The 23,658-nt window shown below is 70.5% G+C and carries 21 protein-coding genes; 15 read left to right on the forward strand and 6 right to left on the reverse strand.

All coding sequences use genetic code 11. The features are described from left to right. Window positions 1-529: 529 nt before the first annotated feature. The 4 genes from serS (at window position 530) to MZTS_RS03750 (ending at window position 4,851) form a co-directional block, all read left to right on the forward strand. Window positions 530-1,816 (forward strand): serine--tRNA ligase, encoded by a 1,287-nt coding sequence (gene serS / locus MZTS_RS03735; protein ID WP_192281725.1) that lies wholly within the window; start codon window positions 530-532, stop codon window positions 1,814-1,816. Then, window positions 1,816-2,592, forward strand: coding sequence for a 5'/3'-nucleotidase SurE (surE, locus tag MZTS_RS03740; RefSeq protein WP_192281727.1), 777 nt, complete (start codon window positions 1,816-1,818; stop codon window positions 2,590-2,592). Before serS ends, surE begins: the two co-directional genes overlap by 1 nt. A gap of 21 nt (window positions 2,593-2,613) precedes the next feature. After that, complete coding sequence (locus tag MZTS_RS03745; protein WP_192281729.1) at window positions 2,614-3,324, forward strand: protein-L-isoaspartate O-methyltransferase family protein; 711 nt, start codon at window positions 2,614-2,616, stop codon at window positions 3,322-3,324. A 174-nt stretch (window positions 3,325-3,498) separates the two neighbouring features. Beyond that, complete coding sequence (locus tag MZTS_RS03750) at window positions 3,499-4,851, forward strand: murein hydrolase activator EnvC family protein (RefSeq protein WP_192281731.1); 1,353 nt, start codon at window positions 3,499-3,501, stop codon at window positions 4,849-4,851. A gap of 101 nt (window positions 4,852-4,952) precedes the next feature. Here the strand turns inward: MZTS_RS03750 and MZTS_RS03755 are convergent, their stop codons facing one another. Further along, a complete protein-coding gene (locus tag MZTS_RS03755) occupies window positions 4,953-5,831 on the reverse strand; it encodes an ATP-binding protein (protein WP_009866675.1) in 879 nt (292 codons plus the stop codon). Window positions 5,832-6,090: 259 nt separating this feature from the next. On the opposite strand from MZTS_RS03755, the gene yajC reads away from it, so the two are divergent. The 6 genes from yajC to MZTS_RS03785 all read left to right on the forward strand — a co-directional run bounded on the left by yajC (window position 6,091) and on the right by MZTS_RS03785 (window position 12,577). Then, window positions 6,091-6,423, forward strand: a complete 333-nt coding sequence (gene yajC / locus MZTS_RS03760; protein ID WP_009866676.1) for a preprotein translocase subunit YajC — start codon at window positions 6,091-6,093, stop codon at window positions 6,421-6,423. A 67-nt stretch (window positions 6,424-6,490) separates the two neighbouring features. Next, on the forward strand, window positions 6,491-8,095 hold the full coding sequence (gene secD, locus MZTS_RS03765) for a protein translocase subunit SecD (RefSeq protein ID WP_192281733.1): 1,605 nt from the start codon (window positions 6,491-6,493) through the stop codon (window positions 8,093-8,095). Between the two features lie 102 nt (window positions 8,096-8,197). Beyond that, window positions 8,198-9,142, forward strand: a complete 945-nt coding sequence (gene secF, locus MZTS_RS03770; RefSeq protein WP_192281735.1) for a protein translocase subunit SecF — start codon at window positions 8,198-8,200, stop codon at window positions 9,140-9,142. Between the two features lie 7 nt (window positions 9,143-9,149). Then, window positions 9,150-9,563, forward strand: a complete 414-nt coding sequence (locus MZTS_RS03775; RefSeq protein ID WP_009866578.1) for an Mth938-like domain-containing protein — start codon at window positions 9,150-9,152, stop codon at window positions 9,561-9,563. Between the two features lie 141 nt (window positions 9,564-9,704). Then, window positions 9,705-10,601, forward strand: coding sequence for a phytoene/squalene synthase family protein (locus MZTS_RS03780; RefSeq protein ID WP_009866577.1), 897 nt, complete (start codon window positions 9,705-9,707; stop codon window positions 10,599-10,601). A gap of 236 nt (window positions 10,602-10,837) precedes the next feature. Beyond that, on the forward strand, window positions 10,838-12,577 hold the full coding sequence (locus MZTS_RS03785) for a lactate permease LctP family transporter (protein ID WP_192281737.1): 1,740 nt from the start codon (window positions 10,838-10,840) through the stop codon (window positions 12,575-12,577). 69 nt (window positions 12,578-12,646) lie between these two features. On the opposite strand, the gene MZTS_RS03790 is transcribed toward MZTS_RS03785, so the two are convergent. Continuing rightward, a complete protein-coding gene (locus tag MZTS_RS03790; RefSeq protein WP_192281740.1) occupies window positions 12,647-13,084 on the reverse strand; it encodes a DUF983 domain-containing protein in 438 nt (145 codons plus the stop codon). A 181-nt stretch (window positions 13,085-13,265) separates the two neighbouring features. Here MZTS_RS03790 and MZTS_RS03795 point away from each other — a divergent pair, with 181 nt between their 5' ends. Further along, window positions 13,266-13,796, forward strand: a complete 531-nt coding sequence (locus MZTS_RS03795; RefSeq protein ID WP_192281743.1) for a GNAT family N-acetyltransferase — start codon at window positions 13,266-13,268, stop codon at window positions 13,794-13,796. Between the two features lie 112 nt (window positions 13,797-13,908). Then, complete coding sequence (locus MZTS_RS03800) at window positions 13,909-14,640, forward strand: response regulator (protein WP_009865336.1); 732 nt, start codon at window positions 13,909-13,911, stop codon at window positions 14,638-14,640. A gap of 24 nt (window positions 14,641-14,664) precedes the next feature. On the opposite strand, the gene MZTS_RS03805 is transcribed toward MZTS_RS03800, so the two are convergent. Both MZTS_RS03805 and MZTS_RS03810 read right to left on the reverse strand, forming a co-directional pair. Continuing rightward, window positions 14,665-17,058, reverse strand: coding sequence for a hybrid sensor histidine kinase/response regulator (locus MZTS_RS03805; protein ID WP_192281745.1), 2,394 nt, complete (start codon window positions 17,056-17,058; stop codon window positions 14,665-14,667). A 52-nt stretch (window positions 17,059-17,110) separates the two neighbouring features. Beyond that, window positions 17,111-18,499, reverse strand: coding sequence for a pentapeptide repeat-containing protein (locus tag MZTS_RS03810; RefSeq protein ID WP_378738768.1), 1,389 nt, complete (start codon window positions 18,497-18,499; stop codon window positions 17,111-17,113). Between the two features lie 234 nt (window positions 18,500-18,733). Between MZTS_RS03810 and MZTS_RS03815 the strand changes: the two genes are divergently transcribed. After that, complete coding sequence (locus tag MZTS_RS03815) at window positions 18,734-19,108, forward strand: response regulator (RefSeq protein WP_009862029.1); 375 nt, start codon at window positions 18,734-18,736, stop codon at window positions 19,106-19,108. A gap of 212 nt (window positions 19,109-19,320) precedes the next feature. Continuing rightward, entirely contained in the window at window positions 19,321-21,270 is a 1,950-nt protein-coding gene (locus MZTS_RS03820; protein ID WP_192281748.1) for an AI-2E family transporter, read from the forward strand. Window positions 21,271-21,345: 75 nt separating this feature from the next. Here the strand turns inward: MZTS_RS03820 and MZTS_RS03825 are convergent, their stop codons facing one another. After that, entirely contained in the window at window positions 21,346-21,843 is a 498-nt protein-coding gene (locus MZTS_RS03825) for a DUF892 family protein (RefSeq protein WP_192281751.1), read from the reverse strand. 173 nt (window positions 21,844-22,016) lie between these two features. On the opposite strand from MZTS_RS03825, the gene MZTS_RS03830 reads away from it, so the two are divergent. Continuing rightward, a complete protein-coding gene (locus tag MZTS_RS03830) occupies window positions 22,017-23,195 on the forward strand; it encodes a glycosyltransferase (protein ID WP_192281754.1) in 1,179 nt (392 codons plus the stop codon). A 128-nt stretch (window positions 23,196-23,323) separates the two neighbouring features. Here the strand turns inward: MZTS_RS03830 and MZTS_RS03835 are convergent. After that, window positions 23,324-23,658: lipoyl protein ligase domain-containing protein (locus tag MZTS_RS03835; protein ID WP_425492731.1), on the reverse strand; the 335-nt coding region annotated here is incomplete at its 5' end.

The raw sequence follows: 23,658 nt of genomic DNA on the forward strand, positions 1-23,658 counted from the left end.
ATGCCGACGCAGATCTCGGCGACGACCGGGGCAGACCACTTCATGGCGTGTCTCCTGTAACATCGTTGAAAACGAAGGTCGGTCTTCCGACCGGCCCACCTCGAACGGAGGCGACGGCCGCTTCGTTCATCCGGCCCCTCGTGTTCGACGCCCTTGATATAGGCGATCTGTTGGGCGCAATTCAAGCGGGCCCTACACTTATATTTCTCATAGAGAGTTCTCAGGAACGCCCAGGTTTGGCCCGGAACGCGGCAGGTCCGTGCAGGATGCGCGGAAAAATGCTGGGATGTCAGAGATATGATGCCGGTCGCGGGCACGTGCAAGGCGTGGCAGCGGGGTGTTTCGGGAGATGTGTTGCCTGTTCGTCCCGGTGATTTCGATCCTCCGATCGCCGATCCGGTGGCGCGTCGGCGGGGGAGGGAAGGGCGGCCCCTCGCGGGACGATCGGCGGCCGCCGCTCTTGTGATGCCGGGGACGATGCGGCAAAGCGGGGCCCTCGCGCGCCTCAGAGCTTTCCACGAGTTCCCCCATGCACGACATCCGCGCCATCCGCGAGAACCCGGAGGCCTTCGACCGCGATCTGGAGCGCCGCGGCCTCGCCCCGCTGAGCGCCGAGCTGATCGCCCTCGACGATGCGCGCAAGGGCGCCGTCTCGGCGGCGCAGGCGGCGCAGGAGCGGCGCAACGCCCTCTCCAAGGAGATCGGCGCCGCCAAGAAGGCGAAGGACGAGGCCCGGGCCACGGAATTGATGGCCGAGGTCGCCCGCCTCAAGGAGGAGGCGCCGGCCCTGGAAGCCGCGCAGACGGAGGCCGCCCGGATCCTCGACGAGCGCCTCGCCGCGATCCCGAACCGGCCGAAGGAGGAGGTGCCCCCCGGGGCCGACGAGCACGGCAATGTCGAGTACCGCCGGTTCGACGCGTCCCGCGAGCGTCTGGCGCAGGGCCGCCAGCATTTCGAGCTGGGGGAAGCCATCGGCCTGATGGATTTCGAGGCGGCGGCCAAGCTCTCCGGCTCGCGCTTCGTGGTGCTCAAGGGGCAGCTCGCCCGGCTCGAGCGGGCGCTCGGCCAGTTCATGCTCGACCTGCACACCACCGAGCACGGCTACACCGAGGTGGTGCCGCCGGTCCTCGTGCGCGACGAGGCGATGTTCGGCACGGCGCAGTTGCCGAAGTTCCGCGACGATCAGTTCGCTGCCGGCGACGGCTTCTGGCTGATTCCCACGGCGGAAGTTCCCCTCACCAACCTCGTGCGCGAGAACATCCTGGCGGAGGACGAGCTTCCCTTACGCTTCACCGCGCTCACCCCCTGCTTCCGCGCCGAGGCCGGGGCGGCGGGACGCGACACCCGCGGCATGCTGCGCCAGCACCAGTTCAACAAGGTCGAGCTGGTCTCGATCACCGCGCCGGAGAAATCGGCGGAGGAGCATGAGCGGATGCTCGCCTGCGCCGAGGCGGTGCTGAAGAAGCTCGACCTGACCTACCGGGTCATGACGCTCTGCACCGGCGACATGGGCTTCGCGTCGCAGAAGACCTACGACATCGAGGTCTGGGTGCCGGGCCAGCAGACCTACCGCGAGATCTCGTCCTGCTCGGTCTGCGGCGACTTCCAGGCGCGGCGGATGAACGCGCGCTACCGCGCCAGGGAGGGCAGGGCGGTCAATTTCGTCCATACCCTCAACGGCTCCGGCGTCGCGGTCGGCCGCGCGCTGATCGCCGTGATGGAAAACTACCAGAACCCCGACGGCAGCGTCACGATCCCGTCGGTGCTCCAGCCCTACATGGGCGGCCTGAACCGGATCGAGGGACCGAACACCTGATGCGCATCCTGGTCACCAACGACGACGGCATCCACGCGCCGGGCCTGGAGACGCTGGAGGGCATCGCCCGGGCGCTCAGCGACGACGTCTGGGTGGTCGCGCCCGAATCCGACCAGTCGGGCGTCTCGCACTCGCTCTCGCTGAACGATCCCCTGCGCCTGCGGCAGGTCGCCGAGAAGCGCTTCGCGGTGAAGGGCACGCCCTCCGATTGCGTGATCATGGGGGTGGCCCACATCCTCAAGGACCACAAGCCGGATCTGGTGCTGTCCGGGGTCAATCGCGGCCAGAACGTCGCCGAGGACGTGACCTATTCCGGCACCATCGCCGGAGCGATGGAGGGCACGATCCTCGGCGTGCGCTCGATCGCGCTGAGCCAGGCCTACGGGGCGGGCGGGCGCGGCAGCCTGAAATGGGCCTGCGCCGCCGAGCACGGGCCGCAGGTGATCCGGAAGATCCTCGAGATCGGGATCGAGCCCGGCATCCTCATCAACGTGAACTTCCCCGATTGCGAGCCGGGTGAGGTGAAGGGCGTGGCGGTCTCGGCGCAGGGGCAGCGCAACCAGGCGCTGTTGCAGATCGATGCCCGCCACGACGGGCGCGGCAACCCTTATTTCTGGCTCGCCTTCGCCAAGGCCCGATTCGAGCCCGGCAACGGCTCGGACCTGAAGGCGATCGCCGACAACCGCATCTCGGTGACGCCCCTGCGGCTCGACCTCACCGACGAACCGGAACTGACCCGGTTCGCCAAGGCCTTCGAGAAAGCGTTCGAGGCGTGAGCGGGGCCGCCCGGCGCGATCATGCCGCCTGAGGCGGACGATCCGGCCATGCTGGCGGAGGCGACCGGCAACGCCGCCTTCGTGCTCGCCCTGCGGGAGCGGGGCGTGCGCGACACCGCCGTGCTGCGGGCGATGGAGCAGGTGCCCCGGGAGCGATTCGCGCCCCCGGCCCTGCAGGCCCTGGCGCGGCGGGATATCGGCCTGCCGCTCGCCAGCGGCCAGACCATGACCGCGCCGAGCGTGGTCGCGGCGATGCTGGGCGCCCTCGCCATGATGCCGGGCGCGCGGGTGCTGGAGGTCGGCACCGGCACCGGCTACGTCACCGCCCTGCTGGTGCGGCTGGGGGCGGCCCATATCCGCAGCTTCGAGCGCTACGAGGGGCTCGCCCGCGCCGCGCGGGCCCAGCTCGGGCGCGATCTCGACGACGCCACCGTCGAAGTGGCCGACGGGTTGTCGGCGGAGGCCGTGCGGGGAGGGGTGTTCGACCGCATCCTCGTCAACGGCAGCGTCGAGGCTTTGCCGCCGCATCTTCCCGCCGCGCTCAAGCCCGGCGGGCGGCTGGTGGCGGGCCTGTGGACCGGGCGGGGCAGCCGGCTCGTGACGATCACCCGCGACGGCGGCGCCCTGTTCACCCGGACGGAGGGGGCGGCCCTGCGGCTCGGCCCGCTGACCCCGGGGCGCGCCCTCGCCCGGTCGTCCGGTCAGGCCGACGAGGCGGTGTCGCGGGTCTGAGCGCGGAGCGTTGTCCGGCGGTGGCGGATGATCCGCGCCGCAGGTGGAAATCTCTCAACCTTTACGGATCCCGCGTGAAACCGACAGCTGAGCGCATCTCGGGAACGGATGCTTAACCTGAATCCCGTTTGAATGGCGCAATCACGTTGCGTCAGTGTTCAAACGGGTGCGTCGATGCGGGTTCGGGGGACTGTTCTGGGCTTGAGGACGCTGTCGCGCTTCGCCCTCATCGGAATGATCGGCGGCGGCACCGCCGCCTGCTCGTCGGACGCTTCGCGCCTCGGCGATCCCTTCACCAATCCGTTCGCCTCCCTGGCGGGTGAGCCCTCCGCCACCGGCAGCCTGCCGGAGGAGGCGCCCGAGGGTGACGTGGCTCCCGCGCCGGCGATCCGCACCCCGCGCATCCAGTCGCAGGCGCTGCCCGCGCCCGGCCCGGCCATGTCGAGCCGCCCGATGGCCGCCGCCCCGGCGCCGAGTCCGGCCGCGACCCGCGTGGCGAGCATCGCGCCGGCCGGTGGCAGCGTGGCCGGCATGAACCCGGATGCGGGACGCGCGATGACGCCGCGCGCCTCCGCCCCGGCGCCGCAGCCCAAGATTCAGTTCGGCAAGCCCGTCGACAAGGCGGCGGAGAAGCGCGCCGCCGAGGCCGCCGCCGCGAAGGCGACCGAGGCCCGGCGCGAGGCCGAGCGGCAGGCTGCCGCCGCCAAGATCGCCGAGGCCAAGGCAGCGGAGAAGGCGGCGGCCGAGAAGGCGGCCCATTCCAAAAAGCTGGCCGAGGCCAAGGCGGCCGAGAAGGCGGCAGAAGCCAAGAAGGTCGCCGAGGCCAAGAAGCATCCGCGCCCGGGCCAGAAGACCACCGAGGACAAGGTCGCCAAGGCCGAGGCCAAGGTCGAGGCGAAGCCGGATCCGAAGGTCGCGGCCAAGGAAGCCGCGAAGGCGGAGGCCGCCCGCAAGGCCGAGGCCGATGCCAAGCAGGCCAAGGCGGAGGCCGCCAAGAAGCTCGCCGAGGCCCGCGCCGCGGAAGCGGCCGCGAAGGCCGCCGCCAAGGAGAGCAAGGAAGCCGCCAAGGCCCCGGCCAAGGAGGCGGCCCCCGCCGCCCCGGTGAAGGTCGCGAGCGCCGACGCCTCCGCGCCGATTCCCGCCGCCGCTCCGCAGCCGACGACCGAGTCGTTCCGCTGGCCGGCCAAGGGCCGCATCATCAACGCCTACGGCTCCTCCGGCAACGAGGGCATCAACATCGCCGTGCCCGAGGGCACGCCGGTCAAGGCCGCCGAGGACGGCACCGTGGCCTATGCCGGCTCCGACGTGAAGGGCTACGGCAAGCTGGTCCTGGTGCGGCACAACAACGGCTACGTCTCGGCCTACGCCCATAACGGCGAGCTGGACGTGCGCCCCGGCGAGAAGGTGAAGCGCGGCCAGACCATCGCCAAGTCCGGCGCGACCGGCAACGTCACCTCGCCGCAGCTCCACTTCGAGATCCGCAAGGGCGCGACCCCGGTCGATCCGATGCCGCACCTCGCCAACTGAGCTTTTGGAAAGAGAGAGACGAAGGGCGGTCCCGCGAGGGGCCGCCCTTTCTCGTTCGGCCGCCGTGGCCTCCGTCGTGGCGAGGCGGGAGAATCGAAAGACTAATCGTCCAGGCGCTGCCCGAGCCGCCCCGCCAGATCCTGGATGAATTGGAAGGCGGTGCGGCCCGAGCGCGAGCCGCGGGTGGTGGCCCATTCGAGCGCCTCGGCCCGCACCCGGTCCGGCTCCGCCTGGAGGCGGTAGCGCTCCACATAGGCGCGGATCATCGCGAGATATTCGTCCTGGCTGCATTTGTGGAAGCCGAGCCAGAGGCCGAAGCGGTCGGACAGCGAGACCTTCTCCTCCACCGCCTCGCCGGGATTGATCGCGGTGGAACGCTCGTTCTCGACCATCTCGCGGGCGAGCAGGTGGCGCCGGTTCGAGGTGGCGTAGAACAGGACGTTGCCCGGCCGCCCCTCGATGCCGCCGTCGAGGGCGGTCTTCAGCGACTTGTAGGAGGTGTCGTTGGCGTCGAACGAGAGGTCGTCGCAGAAGACCAGCCAGCGATGGGGATCGTTGCGCAGCAGGCTCATCAGCTCCGGCAGCGCCTCGATGTCCTCCCGGTGGATCTCGACGAGCTTCATCGGCAGGGTGCCCTCGGGCCGGCGGGCGTTGATCTCGGCATGGGCCGCCTTGACCAGCGACGACTTGCCCATGCCGCGGGCGCCCCACAGCAGCGCGTTGTTGGCCGGCAGGCCGCGGGCGAAGCGTTCGGTGTTCTCCACCAGGGTGTCCCGGGCGCGGTCGATGCCGGTGAGGATGCCGATCTCGACCCGGTTGACCCGCGGCACCGGGATCAGCCGGCGCTCCGGCCCCCACAGGAAAGCGTCGGCTCCGCTCGTGTCGACCTTCGGGGTTGCGGGGGGCGCCGCCCGCTCCAGGGCTGCGGCGATCCGCTCGAGGAGCGGCAGGAGGTCGGCGGGCGTCGGCTCGGAGGCCATGGGCTCATGTCCGGTGTCAGGGGAGGGCGGTCGCCCTGGCGGGCGCCGGCGCATTTAGGCCGAGGGCCGGGGAGAGGGGAACCTCGGCCTCGGCAGCCCGGATGCATCGTCCCGCCGTTGCTTTCGAATCGCCCCTCGCTATAGTCCGCGCGCTTTTCGGCAGGACTGTCGTCGTAAGGCCCCGGCGTCGCCGGGCCGTTCGGGGCCCGTATCCGGGTCCCATGTTCGGGTCCTCTGCCCTCGATCAGGAGTGTCTGCGTTGATCACCCCCGCCTTCGCGCAAGGAGCCGGTGCCGGTAGCGGCGCGGATGTCGCGTTGCAATTCGTCCCCTTCGTCCTGATCTTCGTGATCATGTACTTCCTGATCCTGCGCCCGCAGCAGCGCCGGCTCAAGGATCACCAGAGCATGGTCAAGAACCTGCGCCGGGAGGACACGATCGTGACCAATGGCGGCCTCGTCGGCCGGGTCGTCAAGGTCGCGGACGATGCCTCCGAGGTTGAGGTCGAGATCGCCCCGAACGTGCGGGTGAAGGTGGTGCGCTCGATGATCTCCGAGGTCCGCGTCAAGGGCGGGCCGGTCAAGGCATCCTGAGGCGCCTCATTCGAAGTGCCGGTCTCGACGGGGCCGGCGCCAATGACAAAAAGTCGGAACCGGGCGGATGCTGCGCTTCACGAGAACCAAGATCGTCGCGACGCTCGCCGTCATCCTGATCGGCCTCAGCCTCGCGGTGCCGAGCTTCGTCCCGGCCGACAGCCGCAAGGCCTTCATGGCCTCCCTGCCGTCCTGGTTCCCGAGCTGGGTCATCCCGCAGCGGGCCATCGTGCTCGGCCTCGACCTCCAGGGCGGCTCGCAGATCCTGCTCGAGATCGACCAGCCCGACCTCGTCCGCTCGATGGTGACGGGCTTGCGCGACGACGTGCGCCGCGTCCTGCGCGAGGCCGCCGTCTCCCCCGAAGGCGGCATCCGGGTCGTCAATCGCGGTGTCGAGCTGCGCATCCCCGATGCGGCCGCCCGCGCCAAGGTGATGCCGAAGCTGCGCGAACTCGCCCAGCCGATCAACAATCCCCTCGCCGGGGGCGGTGGCCAGACCCTCGCGATCAACGAGTCCGAGAGCGGCACGATCCAGCTCACCCTGACCGATGCCGGCGTCAACGAGCGCACCCGCCGCGCCGTGACCCAGGCGATCGAGGTGATCCGCCGCCGCATCGATTTCGGCGGCACCAAGGAGCCGTCGATCCAGCAGCAGGGCTCCGACCGCATCCTCGTGCAGGTGCCGGGCCTGCAGAATCCGCAGGAGCTGGAGGACCAGCTCGGCAAGACCGCCAAGCTCGAATTCCGGATGCTGGCGGATTCGCCCTCCGGTGACGTCGATCTGCTGCCCTCGAAGGACGAGGGCGGCGCCAAGGTCCCGGTCGAGCGCCGGATCATGGCCGATGGCAGCGACCTCACCGACGCCCAGCCCGCCTTCGATCCGCAGACCCACGAGCCGATGGTGAGCTTCAAGTTCAACCTGCGCGGGGCCCAGCGCTTCGGTCAGGCGACCTCGGAGAATGTCGGCCGTCGCATGGCGATCGTGCTCGACAACGTGATCCAGTCGGCGCCCGTGATCCGCTCGGCGATCACCGGCGGCTCGGGCCAGATCACCGGCAACTTCACCGTCAAGGACGCCAACGACCTCTCGATCCTGCTGCGGGCGGGCGCGCTGCCGGCCAAGCTCACCGTGGTCGAGCGCCGCGTGGTCGGCCCCGGCCTCGGCCGCGACTCGATCGAGGCCGGCAAGCTCGCGACCCTGGTCGCCGGCGCCCTCGTCATCGCCTTCATGTTCGCGACCTACGGCACCTTCGGCTTCATCGCCAACATCGCGCTGATCGTCCATGTCGGCCTGATCCTCGGCCTGATGTCGGTGCTGGAGGCGACGATGACGCTGCCGGGCATCGCCGGCATCGTGCTCACCATCGGCACGGCGGTCGACTCGAACGTGCTGATCTACGAGCGCATGCGCGAGGAATCCCGCTCCGGCCGCTCCCTGGTCTCGGCGCTCCAGGCCGGGTTCGACCGCGCCTTCGCCACCATCATCGACTCGAACTCGACCATGGCGATCGCCGCGCTGCTGCTGTTCTTCATGGGCTCGGGCCCGGTGAAGGGCTTCGCCGTGGTGTTCATCCTCGGCATCCTCACCACCGTCATCACCGCCGTGACCCTGACGCGCATGATGATCGCGGTGTGGTACAATTGGTTCAGGCCCAAGGCCCTGCCGTTCTGACGACCCCCGTTCGGGGACGAGACGGCCCGCGCGAAGCGGGCCGCGATACCGCTTCGTAAGGCTCACGGCCCGCGTGCCGGCCTTCATGATCCGAGACCGACCATGCGCCTGCTCCGCCTCTGGCCCGACGAATCGCATTTCGACTTCATGCGGTTCCGGCACGTCACCTTCCCGCTCTCGGCGGTGATGTCGGTCGCGACCGTGGTGCTGTTCCTTACCGTCGGGCTCAATTTCGGCATCGACTTCAAGGGCGGCACCCTGGTCGAGTTGCAGGCCAAGCCGGGCCACACGGCGGACGTTGCCGAAATCCGTCACACCGCCAACGGCTTCGGCTTCGGCGAGACCGAGGTGCAGGAACTCGGCGGCGAGGGGCAGGTGCTGGTGCGCTTCCCGCTCCAGGCCGGTGAGCAGGGCCAGACCGCCGTGATGCAGAAGGCGCACGCCGCCTTCGACGCTGCTTACGATTTCCGGCGCACCGAGACGGTGGGGCCGCGCGTCTCCGGCGAACTGGTGCAATCCGGCACCATCGGCGTCGTGCTCTCGGTGCTGGCGGTGCTGCTCTACCTCTGGTTCCGCTTCGAGCGCGAACTGGCGCTCGGCGCCATCGTCGGCACCCTGCACGACATCGTGCTGACGGTCGGCGTGTTCATCATTACCCGCATCGAGTTCAACATGACCTCGATCGCCGCGATCCTGACCATCGTCGGCTACTCGCTCAACGAGACGGTGGTGGTGTTCGACCGGACCCGCGAGCTGATGCGCCGCTACAAGACGATTCCCGTGGTCGAGCTGCTCAACCTCTCGATCAACTCCACCATGTCGCGCACGGTGATGACCTCGCTCTCCACCACCCTGTCGCTGGTCGCGCTGGTGCTGTTCGGCGGCGAGGCGATCAAGGGCTTCGCCGTGGTGATGCTGTGCGGCGTGGTGATCTGTACCTATTCGGCGATCTTCGTCTCGACGCCCGCGCTGATCTATATCGGCCTGCGTCTGTCGGGCACGAAGGCGTCGCAGCGCGAGGCCGGCCTGCCCCAGGCGGCCGAGTAGGTCCGGCATGAGCGAGGGCCGCCTTCCGAAGCAGACCGTGCCCGGGCAGATCCATGACGGCTTCCTGCCCGGCCGCCACGGGATCGATGCCTACGGCAATGGCGGCTTCCGCTTCGGGCAGATGTCCCATCGCGGCTCGATCCTGCTGCTGCCCTCCGGCGTGCGCGCCTGGGAGGTGACGGAGGCGGCCGGCATCGACGGGCGTAGCCTCGCTCCGGTCCTGGCCGAGGCCGAGGGCATCGAGCTGCTCCTCGTCGGCACGGGCGCCGACATCGTGTTCCTGCCCGATCCCCTGCGCCAGCGCCTCAAGGCCGCGGGCATCGGCCTCGATGCCATGCAGACGGGGGCGGCGGCGCGCACCTACAACATCCTGATGGCCGAAAACCGCAAGGTCGCCGCCGCCCTGATCGCCGTTCCCTGACGCATCGTCCCGAAAGGTGGCCACCGGCTTTCGGGAGAGGACGATGCGCAAACCGAGACGCCTACATCGTCCCGAAAGGTGGCCACCGGCCTTCGGGGCGATGTACCGAAATCTTTCTCCCCGCCGCATGAGCCCCGCTCCATGACGCGCCCCGAGACCCGAAGCGAGACGAGCCCGGAGATCGGCGATGGCGGCCTCGCCTTCGCCTTCCGGCATTGCGAGGAACTCGCGCGCGAGGGCGATCCGGACCGCTACTTCGCGGCCCTGTTCGCGCCCGCCGCCTTCCGTCCCCACCTCTTCGCGCTCATCGCCTTCAGCCTGACCATCGCCCGTGTCCGCGAGGCGGCCTCCAACCCGATGGCGGGAGAGATCCGGCTGCAATGGTGGCGGGACGCGCTCCAGGGCGAGGCGCGGGGCGACGTGCGGGCGAACCCGGTGGCGGCGGCCCTGGACGATGCCATCGTCACGCGGCGCCTCGGGCGCCAACCCTTCGTCGACCTGATCGATGCCCGCGTCTTCGACCTCTACGACGACCCGATGCCCCGGGTGAACGATCTGGAGGGCTATTGCGGCGAGACCGCTTCCTCGCTGATCCGTCTTTCGGCGCTGGTGCTGGCGGATGGGGCCGAGCCCGGCGGCGCGGCCGCGGCGGGCCATGCCGGCGTGGCCTACGGCATCACCGGCCTGCTGCGGGCCCTGCCCTGGCACGCACGCCAGGGGCAGGTCTACCTGCCCGGCGACCTGCTGCGGCAGAACGGCGTCACCCGCGAGGACATCGTCTCGGGCCGCGGTGGGCCGGGACTGATCCGGACCTGCGCCGAGCTGCGGGCCCTGGCCCGGCGCCACCTCGCCTCCTGCGAGGCCGCCCGCGCCACCATCGCGCCCGCGGCCCGGCCCGCCTTCCTGCCGCTCACCCTGGTCGAGCCCTATCTCGCGGCGATGGAGCGGCCCGGCTACGACCCGCTCAACAGCCAGATCGAGATTCCCCGCTGGCGCCGCCTGTGGCGGCTGTGGCGCGGGGCGCGGGCGAGTGCGTAAGATCGTTCCCGGAGCGATGCGGGCGGCCAAACCACCGCCCCGACACACCGATTCGGCAAATCATTCGATGCTTCTCCAGCCCGCGCTCGGTGCGCAAAAGCTTCACCGGGCGAACATCTGTCGATGGATGGATTGAATACATGATGCCCTGCGTTGAGCGGGCTTGGCCCCTCTGCTAGCACCCTCTGCCAGAAGGTCCCGGCAGAAGATCGGGACATCCGAGGAGGGCAACGCCCGTGCAACCCTGGAATCAGGTCTACGATCCGTTCGGGAACCAGTGGCTCTCGACCTTCATGGCCTCGCTGCCGGTCATCGCCCTGCTCGGGATGATCGCGAGCGGCAAGGTCAAGGCGCATATCGCCGCCATTCTCGCCCTCGTCATCGCCTTCCTCGTGGCGACCGTCGCCTTCGGCATGCCGACCGGCCTCGCCACCCGCGCGACGATCCTCGGCATGGTCACGGGCATGTTCCCGATCGGCTGGATCATCCTCAACGTCATCTTCCTCTACCGCCTGACGGTGGAGAAGGGCTGGTTCGCCACGCTTCAGCAATCGGTGGCGGGCATCACCGAGGATCGCCGCATCCAGCTCCTGCTGGTCGCCTTCGCCTTCGGCGCCTTCTTCGAGGGGGCGGGCGGCTTCGGCACCCCGGTGGCGGTGACCGGCGCCATCCTGATCGGCTTGGGCTTCTCGCCGCTGGCCGCCTCGGGCCTGTCGCTGATCGCCAACACCGCCCCCGTGGCCTACGGCGCCCTCGGCGCGCCGATCCAGGGACTGGCTTCGGTGACGGGCTACGATCCCTACATCCTCGGTGCGATGATCGGCCGCCAGCTGCCGTTCTTCTCGGTGCTCGTACCGTTCTGGCTGATCTGGGTGTTCGCCGGCTTCCGCGGCATGATCGCGATCTGGCCGCCGATCGCCGTCTGCGGCGTCGCCTTCGCGCTCGCCCAGTTCCTGATCTCGAACTACGTCAATCCCTGGATCGTCGATATCGGCGCCTCACTGGTCTCGATGGCCGCCCTCGTCGCCTTCCTGAAGGTGTGGCGGCCGGCGCAGATCTGGAGCTCGCCGGCCCTGCGCGGCCACGATCCGTCCGTCGGCTACGGCGAGCCGCGTCCGGCCTCCCTCGGCGCGGGCGTGCCCGGCGATCTGCCGAAGGTCCATGTCGGCGGCCGCACCGCCTCGTCGCGCGAGATCGTCATGGCCTGGCTGCCGTGGATCATCCTCTCGGTGATCGTGGCGATCTGGGGCACCGGCTGGTTCAAGGGAATCGTGAACCCGCTCTTCACCTGGAAGTACGAGGTGCCGGGCCTGCACAACATGATCATGAAGGTGCCCCCGGTCGAGGCCGCGCCGAAGGCAGAAGCGGCGGTCTTCGCCTTCACCTACATGTCCTACACCGGCACGGGCGTGCTGTTCGCCGCAATCCTCTCCGGCCTGATCATGCGGTTCTCGCCGGTGCGCCTCGTCACCGCCTACTTCGAGACGATCTGGGTGCTGCGCTACTCGCTCATCACCATCGCGGCGATGCTCGCGCTCGGCGTGCTCACCCGCTACGCCGGCGTCGACGCCACGCTCGGCCTCGCCTTCGCCGGCACCGGCATCCTCTACCCGTTCTTCGGTACGCTGCTGGGCTGGCTCGGCGTCGCGCTCACCGGCTCCGACACCGCCTCCAACGTGCTGTTCGGCGGCTTGCAGCGCATCACCTCGGAGCAGCTCGGCCTGTCGGGCGTGCTGATGGCCTCGGCCAATTCCTCGGGCGGCGTGATGGGCAAGATGATCGACGCCCAGTCGATCGTCGTGGCCTCGACCGCGACGGGGTATTTCGGCCAGGAGAGCAAGATCCTGCGCTTCGTGTTCTGGCACTCGATCGTGCTGGCCTGCCTCATCGGCGGTCTCGTGATGCTCCAGGCCTACGTCTACCCGTTCACCGAGATGGTGCTCCAACCGGCCGTCACGGCGCCGGCCGCGCACTGAGACAGCCCGCACCGGCCGAAAAGTCAGAGCCCGCCCCGGTCACACGGGGCGGGCTTTTTCGTGTCCGCTTCAGCGGCTGCCGGGGGCGTCCGGCTCGGTCGCCCGGGCCGGCGGAGGGGCGGAGCGGGCGATCCGCCCCTCCGCGGCCCGATGGACGTATTGGCTCGCCACCAGCCATCCCTTGAAGAAGCGCAAGGGGAGGGTGCAGGTGATCAGCACCACCGGCAGGGTCAGGACGAAATGGAGCCAGACCGGCGGATCGTAGGTCAGTTCCAGCCACAGGCCGAAGGCGACCGCGGGGATGGCCGTGGTCATCATCACGAAGAAGGCCGGGCCGTCGGCCGGGTCGGCGAAGGAATAGTCGAGCCCGCACACGTCGCAACGGGGCGCGATGTTCAGGAAGCCCTTGAACAGGTGGCCCCGGCCGCAGCGCGGGCAGGCGCTGCGCGCCGCCACGGACAGCGGGGCCTGGGGCTCGTACCGGGTGTCGTCACGCGTATCGGTCATCGCGGTCTCCTGGCGGGGCAACCGGCGCCCGCTGCGATGGTTCGCCGAGCTGGCCCGCGGGACTGGCATGCCGGGTCGGGGGCAGTTTTGCGAGGCGTGTTTTTTCGCGCGCGGGTGGGATTAAACCCGCTTCGCCGGACGTCTTTGTCTCTCCAGCGCGCGACACCACATCCGCGAGAGCATGCTTTTCCGCCGCGCCCGCCGTGACAGCCTCAGCGACCTGCCGGGTCTCGAGACCGCGCGCCTGTCGATCGCGCCGCTCACCGCCGGGGATGCACGGGCGCTGCGGGATCTCACCGACGATCCCGCCATCACCGGTGCTGTCGATTTCCTGCCGAGCCCCTTCACCCTGGCGGATGCCGAGGCCCTGATCGGCTCCGCCCGGCACGGGCGCGACCGTTTCCTCGGCGCTTGGACCCGCGAGGGTGCCTGCCCCCTGATCGGCGTCGTCGGCACGCATCTGCGCGGGGAGGGAGCGGTCGAGATCGGCTATTGGATCGGTGGCGGCGCCCGCGGGCAGGGTTTCGGCGCCGAGGCGGTCTCGGCCATCCTCGGCCTGCTGCGCGGCCGCTTCCCGCGCCGGGCGATCATGGCCGAATGCCGCCCCGGCAACGTCGCCTCCTGGGGGCTGCTGCACAGGCTCGGCTTCCGGGAGACGGGATCGGAGGGCCATCGCCCCGGCCGGCGCCAACTCGTGCTCGACGGTCCGTGACCGGCGGCGGGGCCGTGCGGGGTAACCAAAGGTCGGACAGAAGCGGCCGCCGAAATGCGGTAAGACGGGCTGTAAAGGGAGCCGCACCGGGGTTGCCGGCTCACCGGAAGGCATGATCGCGATGACGGCCACCGCAGCATCGGACTTCGACCGCGCCGCCGGGAGCGCGGCCCCCCTGGGGGGCGAGACCGTCCTGCGTCTCCTCGTCGTCGACGATCATCCGCTCTTCCGCGAGGCGCTGGCGAGCGCCATCGCCCTGGCTTTCCCGAAGGCCGAGCTGCACGAGGCGGACGGCATCCGCGCGGCCTGCGACATCCTCGGGCAGAACCCCGCCATCGACCTGACCCTGCTCGACTTGTCGATGCAGGGGGTGACGGGTTTCGACGGGCTCGACACGATCCGCGCCCGCTTCCCCCGGGTGCCGATCCTGATCGTGTCGGGGCTCACCGAGCCGCGCATTATGCAGGAGGCCGTGCGCCACGGCGCGGCGGGCTTCGTGCCCAAGGCGGTCGACAAGGCGACCCTGACCCGGGCGATCTCCGAGGTGCTCGGCGGTGCCCTGTTCATGCCGCCGGATCTCGCGCCGGCCCCGGTCCCGGCGCGGAGCGCCGACAAGGCTCCCGTCGCCGAGCGGGTGGCCCGCCTGACGCCGCAGCAGATGCGGGTGCTCGCCATGATCCGCCAGGGCAAGCTCAACAAGCAGATCGCCCACGAATTGCAGGTCGGCGACTCGACGGTGAAGGCCCATGTCTCCGAGATCCTGCGCAAGCTCGAAGTCATCAGCCGCACACAGATCGTGATCGAGACCGCCTATCTCGATTTCGACCAGGCGGGCGGCTTCTGATCCGCCCGCCCGATCGAAGCCGCCCTACGGCAGCTTCTCGATCAACCCCTGCATCGGCTCGGGCAGGGGCGCCTCGTCCGGCGCGGCATAGAGGTCGCGCAATTGCCGGCCGATCTCGGACAGGCTCATCGTGCCCTTGATGATCAGCCGGTCGGCCTGCCGGCCGAGGCTCTCCCTCTCCTCGGGCGTGATCTCCTTGGCGGTGAGCACCACCACGGGGATGCTGCCGCCGTCCGGGCGCCCGCGCAGGGCGCGCAGGAAGGCGAAGCCGTCCATCACCGGCATCATCAGGTCGAGCAGGATCAGGCTCGGGCGGGCGTGGTCCAGGCTCTCCAGGGCGGCGGCGCCGTTTTCGGCCTCCCGCACCTGCCAGCCGTCGCGCTGGAGGGTGCGGCGCACGCGCTCGCGGGCGTCCTCGTCGTCGTCCACCACCAGCACGCTGCCCTCGCGGTCCACCGGGCGGTAGCGCTCCATCGCCTCCTTGAGCGCCCCCCAATCGATCGGCTTGACCATGTAATCGGTGGCGCCGAGCACGTGGGCGAGGCTGAACTCGTTGACGACGCTGGTGATGATGACCGGCGTGTCGGCGATCTCGGGATCGGTGCGGATCGCGTGCAGCACCGCCCAGCCGTCCATCCGCGGCATCTCGATGTCGAGCAGGATCGCCCGGGGCCTGAGCGCCCGCGCCAGCGTCAATCCGGCCCTGCCGTCGTTGGCGGTGCGCACGCGGAAGCCTTCCCGCTCCAGGAAGCGCTGGAGCAGGTCGCGGGCGGCCGGGTCGTCGTCGACGAGCAGCACCACGTCGTGCAGGTGCCCCTCGCCCTCGGTGATCTCGTGGACGCGGCTGGCGACGCTCTCGGCCTCGATCTCCTCCTCGTGCACCGCGAGTTCCGCAGGCAGGCGGATCGTGAAGGTCGCGCCCTGGCCATAGGTGCTCGCGACCGAGATCGCGCCGCCCATCCGCTCGATGAAGGCGCGGGTGATGGCGAGGCCGAGCCCGGTGCCGCCGAACTGGCGGGTGGTCGATTCGTCGGCCTGGGAGAAGCGCTCGAACAGCCGGCCCATCTGCTCGTCGGTGAGCCCGATGCCGGTATCGGACACGGCGAAGCTGAGCCAGTCGGCCCCGTTCTCGCGGAAGCGCCGCACGGTGAGGGCGATGTCGCCGTCCTCGGAGAACTTGGCGGCGTTGCCGATCAGGTTGATCAGCGACTGGCGCAGCTTCAGCTGGTCCTGATGCATCGATCCGAGATCGGCATCGAGGTCGAGGCGGAAGCGGTTGCGCTTCTTCGTGATCAGGCTCTGGGTGGCGGCGGTGACGTCCTCGATCAGGGCCGCCACCGTGAAGGCTTCGGCGGCGAGCGTCAGGCGGCCGGCCTCGATCTTGGAGATGTCGAGCACGTCGTTGATGAGCCCGAGCAGGTGGCGCGCGGAGGACTCGATCTTGCGCAGGTCCGGCAGCAGCTCGGCCTGGCCGAGATCCTCCAGCTCCTCGCCGAGCATCTCGGAATAGCCGATCACCGCCGAGAGCGGCGTGCGCAGCTCGTGGCTCATATTGGCCAGGAACTGGCTCTTGGCGAGGTTGGCAGCCTCGGCGGCGGCCCGTGCCCGCTCGATCTCGGCCTCGGCCTCCTTGCGGGCGGTGATGTCGATGTTGAGCCCGACCCATTCGCGGATGGTGCCATCCTCGGCGAGCACGGGCACGCCGCGCACCTCCATGTCGCGCCAGACCCCGTCATGGCGGCGCAGGCGGTACTCGACCTCGTAGGCCTTCACCGCCGCGACGCATTCCGCCCAGACCTCCGCCGCCCGGGCCCGGTCGTCGGGATGGACCGCATCGACCCAGCCCCAGCCCTGATAGGCCTCCTCGCCCTGGCCGGTATAGGCGGCCCAGCGCGGCTGGGGCGGCATCAGCTCGCCCTCGGCGGTCGTGTTCCAGATCACGGCCGCCGAGGCGTCCACCAGCGCCCGGAAGCGCTGCTCGGAATGGCCCAAGGCCTCCTGCGCCGCGCGGGTGTCGGTGACGTCGGTGTTGGTGCCGTACCAGCGCACGACGTGTCCGTCCGCGTCGCGGACCGGCTCGGCCAGGGACAGGAACCAGCGATAGTGTCCGTCCCTGCCGCGCAAGGGGAAAGTGTCCTGCCAGGACTCTCCCGCCGCGATGCAGGCGGAGAAGCGCTCCGCCACGCGGTCGAGATGGTCGGGGTGGTGCAGCTTGCGCCAGCCGTGATCGGCCATGTCCGCAGGCGTGGTGCCGGTATAGTCGTACCAGCGCCGGTTGTACCAGACGATGTTGCCGTCGGCCTCCGCGATCCAGGCGAGCTGGGGCAGGGCGTCGGCGAGGTTGCGGAAATCGGCCATGGTCGGCCCCGAGGCCGGCACCTTCCCGTCCCGTACGGTCACGGTGATGTCTCCCGTCATGGAATCGCCCCGAGAGCTGTGGCCGGCTTTCGAGCGGATGCGAAATCACAAGTCAGCGGCGCAGCCGGTTGCCGAGGACGAAGCCGAACAGCCCCATCAGCACGATCCCCGCAGCCCCCTGGAGCCCGACCAGCAGGTTGGTGACCCGGCCCAGCGGCTTCACCCCGATCTCCGGCGGGTTGGCGGTCATCATGTTGAGGGCGCTGTAGCTCACGAGGTCGAGGGGATTGTAGGTCGGCGTGTGCTCGCCCTCGTGGAACAGCCCCCCCGTCGCCCCGTAGGCCGCCGCGAACAGGAGGATGCCGATGAGGAAGGCCCGTGCGATCCGCGACAGGCTCTCGCCGTAATCGCACAGCCACTCGACGAACCGGTCGGCGACCCAACGATAGCCGTAGCTCAGCGTTCCCCGCAGGTCGCGGCCGGAAAAAGCCTCGCGGGCCCGCACGCCGGCATGGCGGCGGCCCATGCGGCGCCCGCGCTTGTAGGCCCAACTCGCGCCCTCGTGGCTGCCGATGCTCTGAAGGTTGCGCTCCAGGGCGAGATAGCTCGCCTGCGCCGCCTCGTAATCACCCGCGATCTCCTCGCCGACCGCCCCGCCCAGCTGCTCGGCGGAGAGCCTCACGCCTTCCAGCCATGCCCCGGCGAAGCGGGCGTGACGCAGCTTGCACGCGGTGAGATCGAGCCGCACTAGGCTGGTGCGGGAAAAGTCGGCCTCCGACAGATCCGCCCCGTCGAGCCGGGCGCCGGTGAAATTCGCCCCCCGCAGGCGCGCGCCGACGAGGCGTGCCTTCTTGAGGCTCGCGCCCTCGAAATCCGCCCCGGTCAGGTTGCAGTCGGAGAGGTTGGCTTCGTCGAGCCGGGCCCGGCGGAAGAGGGAATCGTCGGCATCCGCCCCCGTGAAGTCGGTGCCCCACAGGTCGGCCCCCTCGAAGCGGGCACCGTCGAGGAGCGCCTTGTCGAGCCGGGCGAAGCGCATGGTCGCGCCGGAGAAGTCGGCATCCTCCAGCATCGCCTCTCGGAACGAGGCCTGGCCCCCGGCCACCCCGGCGAAGCGCGCCCCGCTCAGATCGGCGCCGGCGAAATCCGCCTCCTCCAGGCAGGCGCCCTCGAAGCCGGCGGAGCGGGCAAGCGCCCCGGCGAGGCGGGCCTGCCGCAGATTGGCACCGGACAGGTCGGTCTCCTCCAGCCGGGCATCGGCGAGGTCGGCTTGTGCGAGGTTCAGGCCGCCGGCGTCCCGCATCCACCAGGGCGGAGGAGCGTGCGGATCGATCCGGCCGATCAGGGCCGCGCGCCCGAGGGCCAGCCCGGCGAGGTCGCCGTGATCCCCGAGGGAGAACGGGGCTTCGCTCCGCGAGAGATGCGCCAGCACCGCCGCGACGCGCGGATCGCCGTCCACCGCCCCGTCAGGTTGCACCGCGCCGCCCCGTCTGATCGCGCCCACGGCTCCCTTAGGGCCATTCCCGGCCGCGTGGCAATCGGGCGTCAGCGTCAGCCCCTTGCCCCGGCACGCGCTCCTGGGGCCGAGCGGAATCCGCCTCGGCGTGAGGGCGCCCGAGCCTCTCCTCGCGCCGCCCGCGCCCTGACAAGACAAGGTTCACGCAGGATTCTATGCCACCGCAGGGCTTTCCGCGCGTTGTGTGCGGCAAGCGCGTGCGGCGCGAAGAGGGGTTCGGGCGTGTCGGGTAAAATCCTGCTGGTGGAAGACCACGAGGAGATCTGGGACTTCCTGTCACGCCGGCTCAAGCGCCGGGGCTACGAGGTCGTGCTCGCCCATGACGGCGAGGCGGGCGTGCAGCAGGCCCGCGCCGCCCAGCCCGACGTGATCCTGCTCGACATGAACCTGCCGATCCTCGACGGCTGGTCGACCGCCCGCGCCCTGAAGGCCGCGGCCGATACCCGCGCCATCCCGATCATCGCGCTCACCGCCCATGCCATGTCGGGGGACCGCGACAAGGCGATCCAGGCGGGCTGCGACGACTACCACCCGAAGCCGATCGATTTCCCGAAACTGCTCACCCAGATCAGCACGGCGATCGGCTCGGGGAGCTGACCGGCGCCGGTCGTCTGTCGTCGTCCCGCCATTCCCTCGTCCTGAGGTCGCGCGAAGCGGCCTCGAACGATTCCCCGGATCCCGCGTGGCCGGCCGGAGGATCCTTCCAGGCCCGCTGCCGCGCTCATCTCAGGAGAGGGGATGGGTGGGATCGGCAGTAAGGCCCCTTGCATCCCTTTCGACGCCTGTGAGTCCGCCATCATGAGGATGCCATGACCACCGATCCGGTCACCACGCGGCTCCTGCGCCAAGCGCTGCCGGTGGTGACGACGCTCGCCTCGCTGCTGCTCGTGGTGACGCTGGCCGGCGCGCTTTATTTCGGCCGCGACATCCTCGTGCCGGTGGCGCTCGCCATCCTCCTGAGCTTCGTCCTGGTGCCCGCCGTGCGCGCCCTGCGGCGCCTGCGCGTGCCGCGGGCGGCGGCCGTGCTGCTGGTGGTGGTGCTCGCCTTCGGCCTGCTCGGGGCGGTGGGCAGCCTGATCGCCCGCGAGGCGGCGCAGCTCGCCGCCGATCTGCCGCGCTACTCCCTGACCCTGCGCGACAAGATCACGGCCCTGCGCGCGGCGACCGCCGAGCGCGGCGGCCTGTCGGACACCTTCTCCGGCTTCTTCGACATGGCCGAGGAGATCGGCAAGGAGCTGCAGCCGCCGGCCAAGGCCGATTCCGCCCATGGCAGCGATGCGCCCCTCGGCACGGCGGAGCGGCCGATGCAGGTGGAGATCCACGCCCCCCGCTCCGGCCTGCTGACGACGCTGGGCAGCGTGGCCGGCGGGGTACTGCATCCCCTGGCGACGCTGGGCCTCATCCTCCTGTTCACGATCTTCATCCTGCTTCAGCGGGAGGATCTGCGGAACCGGGCGATCCGGCTGGCGGGATCGAGCGACCTGCGCCGCACCACCGCCGCCATCGACGACGCGACCGCCCGGCTCAGCCGGTTCTTCATCGCGCAGCTCGTGCTCAACCTCGCCTTCGGCCTCGTCATCGGCGTCGGCCTCTGGTTCATCGGCGTGCCGAGCCCGATCCTGTTCGGCGTCATCGCCGGCATCGCCCGCTTCGTGCCCTATATCGGCGCGGTGATCTCGGCGGTGCTGCCGCTCGCCATCGCCGTCGCCGTCGATCCCGGCTGGTCGATGGCGATCCAGGTGGCGATCCTGTTCGTGGTGGTCGAGCCGATCGCCGGCCACGTGATCGAGCCGCTGCTCTACGGGCACTCGACCGGCATCTCGCCGGTGGCGGTGATCCTGGCGGCGACGATCTGGACCTTCCTGTGGGGGCCGATCGGCCTGCTCCTCGCCACCCCGCTCACCGTCTGCCTCGTGGTGCTCGGGCGCCATGTCGAGCGCCTGTGGTTCCTCGACGTGCTCCTCGGCGACCGGCCCGCGCTCGGCCCCCAGGAGATCTTCTACCAGCGGATGCTGGCGGGCGATCCGGCCGAGGCGATCGAGCAGGGCCGGCTGTTCCTGAAGGAGCGGGCGCTCGTCACCTATTACGACGAGGTCGTGCTGGCGGGCCTGCGCCTCGCCCAGGAGGATGCGGCCCGGGGCAGCCTCGGCCGGGACCGGCAGGCCGAGGTCGGCGGAGACTTCCGCGCGGTGGTGGAGGCGCTGGGGCAGGCGCGGATGCGGAGCCTCCTGAGGCGGTCGCGCAAGCCGGTGGGCGCCGAGGCCGAGGCCGCCTTCGCCGCCATCGGGCCGGACCGGCAGGCGGCGGGCATCGTGCTCGCCCGGGACGATCTCGCGCCCGCCTGGCGCGGCGAGGCGCCGGTCCTGTGCGTGTCGAGCGGCGGCGCCTTCGACGAGGCCGCGACGATGATGCTGGCCCAGACCCTCTCCCGCCACGGGCTCGGCGCACGGGTGACCACGGCGGAGAGCCTGCGCGGTAGTCTGGTCGAGGGGGAGCGGCCGGCGATGATCTGCTTCTCCTATCTCGACCCGATCAGCCTCTCGCAGATCCGCCTCACCATCCGCCGGGCCCGCAAGGCGGTGCCGGGGGTGACGATCCTCGTCGGCTTCTGGCGGGAGCGCGACCCGGCCTCCCTGGGCCGCCTGCGCCGGGCCATCGCCGCCGACCTGCTCGTCACCTCCCTGAGCGAAGCCCTCGACGTGGCGGTCGGGCGGGCCAGGGCCGTCGCCGCCGCTCCCCTGCGACGGGCCGCGGAATAGGCGGCGAGGGCAGGCGACCGGCACATGGCCGGCGCGCCGCCGATGCGTCGCGCCAGGGCGGGGAGTGGAGAGCGGTCAGGCCGCGGCGCGCGCGACGCTCTCGCCCGCCGGCTGGCTGGCGAAGTCGTCGCCCTTGTAGATCTCGGAGACGGCGGTCTTGAGCTTGCTTTCCTGGTCGGTCTTGCCGAGGGCCTTGGCATAGGCCGCCGTCGCGCCGAAGCCGGCGAGCCCGTAATGCGACATCCGCTGATACTGGGCGATGATCTGAACGTCGCGCAGGCGGCCGCCGCTCGGCGCCTCCTTGATGCCGTGCTTGAGCGCCTCCGTGACGAGGCCATCCATTCCCTTGCAAGGCTCGGGAGAGGTCGTGCCGCCGTTCTCCTCGATCAGGCTCTTGAGGATGGCGGTATGCTGGCCGATGCCGCCGACCGCATCCTGAAGCCTCTGCTTCGGCTTGGGCTCGCTGGCCTGATCGCTGAGCTGCTGCACGGCCCGCGTCATCTGGTCGTTGGCCGACCAGAGATCCTTCATCGCGTCGAGATACACGTCCTTGAGGCTGCCGGGCACCGACAAGGTGGGCTCCTTTCAGGCTGAGGGTGACGGCCCGGGAAACCGGAGGCCGCCGGCCCCGTTCCGTCACGCGAGATCCCGCGCGAGGTCATCAGCCGCGGTTCATCAAGCGTGGCCTAGAGGGGCATCCAGGGCGCGTCCGGCGCCTTCCTGTTCGGCCTTTCCGGAGCCCGTCCGTGCCGCCCGTTTCCCTCGACCCGACGAGCCGGGAGACCGCCCGCCTCGATACGATCATCGCCATCCCGGTGCGCAACGAGGCGGAGCGGATCGCCCGCTGCCTCACGGCGATCGGCGGGCAGGCCGGCCTCGCGCCGGGGCGCCTCGGGCTCGTGCTGTTCCTCAACAACTGCACCGACGGCACGGCGGAGATCGTCGCCGGCCTCGTGCCGGGGTTGCCGATTCCGGTCCGGGTGATCGAGCGGACCTATGCGGGGGCCCATGCGGGTTGGGCGCGCCGGGCGGCGATGGACGCGGCCGTGGCCTGGCTCGAAGGGGAGGGGGCTTCGCCGGCAACCGCCACGATCCTGACCACGGATGCCGACAGCGTCGTGCCGCCGGATTGGGTCGCGGCCAACCTCGCCGCCCTGGCGGCGGGGGCCGACGCGGTCGCCGGCCGGGTCGAGCTGATCCCCGAAGAGGCGGCCCTGCTGCCGCCCTCGCTTCCCGCCCGTGGCCGGCTGGAGGACACTTACGACGCGCTCATCACCGAGATGGAGGCGCGCATCGACCCCGATCCGCACGATCCCTGGCCCTGCCACCGCACCACCATCGGCGCCTCGCTGAGCGTGCGGCTTCCCGCCTATCGCCAGGTCGGCGGCATGCCGGAAATCCCCCTCGGCGAGGACGGCGCCTTCGTCGGCGCCCTGCTGGAGCAGGGCTTTCGCGTGCGTCACGACCGGGCGGTGCTGGTGCTGATCTCGGCCCGCCTCACCGGCCGGGCGCCGGGGGGCGTCGCCGACACGATCCGCTCCCGCTGCGAGGAGCCCGACGCCCTGTGCGACGCGCGCATGGAGGCCGTGCCCCGCGCGCTCCACCGCTATGCGTGGCGGGCGCGCCTGCGCCGGCTGCACGCCGAGGGCCGGCTCGGCCGCGATCTCGCCTGGGCCCATCGCCTCGGCATCCCGGAGGCGGAGGCCCGCCGCATCGCCGCCCTGCCGCGGGTCGGCGAGATCGTCGCCGCCGTCGACCGGGCGAGCCCACGCCTTGCCTATCGCCCGCTGATGCCCCGGCAGCTGCCTGGGCAGATCCGGTTCGCCCGCCTCGTTCTGCCGGTTTTGCGCGCCGCGCTCCGGCTGCGCCGAGCGACGCCCGCTACCACGCTTCCGGCGGTGCCGGCCGCGACCGCCGACGCGTAAAGTCTCGGGTTCCCAAAGGGATCATCCCTTTGGCGGGGGCTCGGGGCAGCGCCCCGATTGCTCTCCACCAGGGCTCCGCCCTGGACCCGCGAAAAGGCTCGCCTTTTCGAAATCAGGATCGCGCCGCTCTATGGGGTCTCGTCGCGGGTCGCGCCGAAAACCGGCTCGAAGGCCGCGCGGAGCGCCATGTCCACCTCCGGCAGGCTGACGATGCGGCCGAGATCGGCAAGGCTCGTGACCCCGTGCTCGCGCACGCCGCAGGGCACGATGCCGGAGAAGTGCGAGAGGTCCGGTTCGACGTTGAGGCTGATGCCGTGCAGGCTGACCCAGCGCCGCACCCGGATGCCGATGGCCGCGATCTTGTCCTCGACGCCGTCGCCCTTTTCCGGCCGGCGCACCCAGACCCCGACCCGGTCCTCCCGGCGCTCGGCGCGCACATTGAAGGCGTCGAGGACAAGATCGC

The sequence above is a fragment of the Methylorubrum zatmanii genome, assembly GCF_014845115.1.
Lineage (GTDB): Bacteria > Pseudomonadota > Alphaproteobacteria > Rhizobiales > Beijerinckiaceae > Methylobacterium > Methylobacterium zatmanii.

What these genes read in the sequence shown, in the direction of transcription:
- serS (WP_192281725.1), top strand. Translation starts at nt 530, where the DNA reads ATGCACGACATCCGCGCCATCCGCGAGAACCCGGAGGCCTTCGACCGC.
- surE (WP_192281727.1), top strand. Translation starts at nt 1,816, where the DNA reads ATGCGCATCCTGGTCACCAACGACGACGGCATCCACGCGCCGGGCCTG.
- MZTS_RS03745 (WP_192281729.1), top strand. Translation starts at nt 2,614, where the DNA reads ATGCCGCCTGAGGCGGACGATCCGGCCATGCTGGCGGAGGCGACCGGC.
- MZTS_RS03750 (WP_192281731.1), top strand. Translation starts at nt 3,499, where the DNA reads ATGCGGGTTCGGGGGACTGTTCTGGGCTTGAGGACGCTGTCGCGCTTC.
- MZTS_RS03755 (WP_009866675.1), bottom strand. Translation starts at nt 5,831, where the DNA reads ATGGCCTCCGAGCCGACGCCCGCCGACCTCCTGCCGCTCCTCGAGCGG.
- secD (WP_192281733.1), top strand. Translation starts at nt 6,491, where the DNA reads ATGCTGCGCTTCACGAGAACCAAGATCGTCGCGACGCTCGCCGTCATC.
- secF (WP_192281735.1), top strand. Translation starts at nt 8,198, where the DNA reads ATGCGCCTGCTCCGCCTCTGGCCCGACGAATCGCATTTCGACTTCATG.
- MZTS_RS03775 (WP_009866578.1), top strand. Translation starts at nt 9,150, where the DNA reads ATGAGCGAGGGCCGCCTTCCGAAGCAGACCGTGCCCGGGCAGATCCAT.
- MZTS_RS03780 (WP_009866577.1), top strand. Translation starts at nt 9,705, where the DNA reads ATGACGCGCCCCGAGACCCGAAGCGAGACGAGCCCGGAGATCGGCGAT.
- MZTS_RS03790 (WP_192281740.1), bottom strand. Translation starts at nt 13,084, where the DNA reads ATGACCGATACGCGTGACGACACCCGGTACGAGCCCCAGGCCCCGCTG.
- MZTS_RS03795 (WP_192281743.1), top strand. Translation starts at nt 13,266, where the DNA reads ATGCTTTTCCGCCGCGCCCGCCGTGACAGCCTCAGCGACCTGCCGGGT.
- MZTS_RS03800 (WP_009865336.1), top strand. Translation starts at nt 13,909, where the DNA reads ATGATCGCGATGACGGCCACCGCAGCATCGGACTTCGACCGCGCCGCC.
- MZTS_RS03805 (WP_192281745.1), bottom strand. Translation starts at nt 17,058, where the DNA reads ATGACGGGAGACATCACCGTGACCGTACGGGACGGGAAGGTGCCGGCC.
- MZTS_RS03820 (WP_192281748.1), top strand. Translation starts at nt 19,321, where the DNA reads ATGACCACCGATCCGGTCACCACGCGGCTCCTGCGCCAAGCGCTGCCG.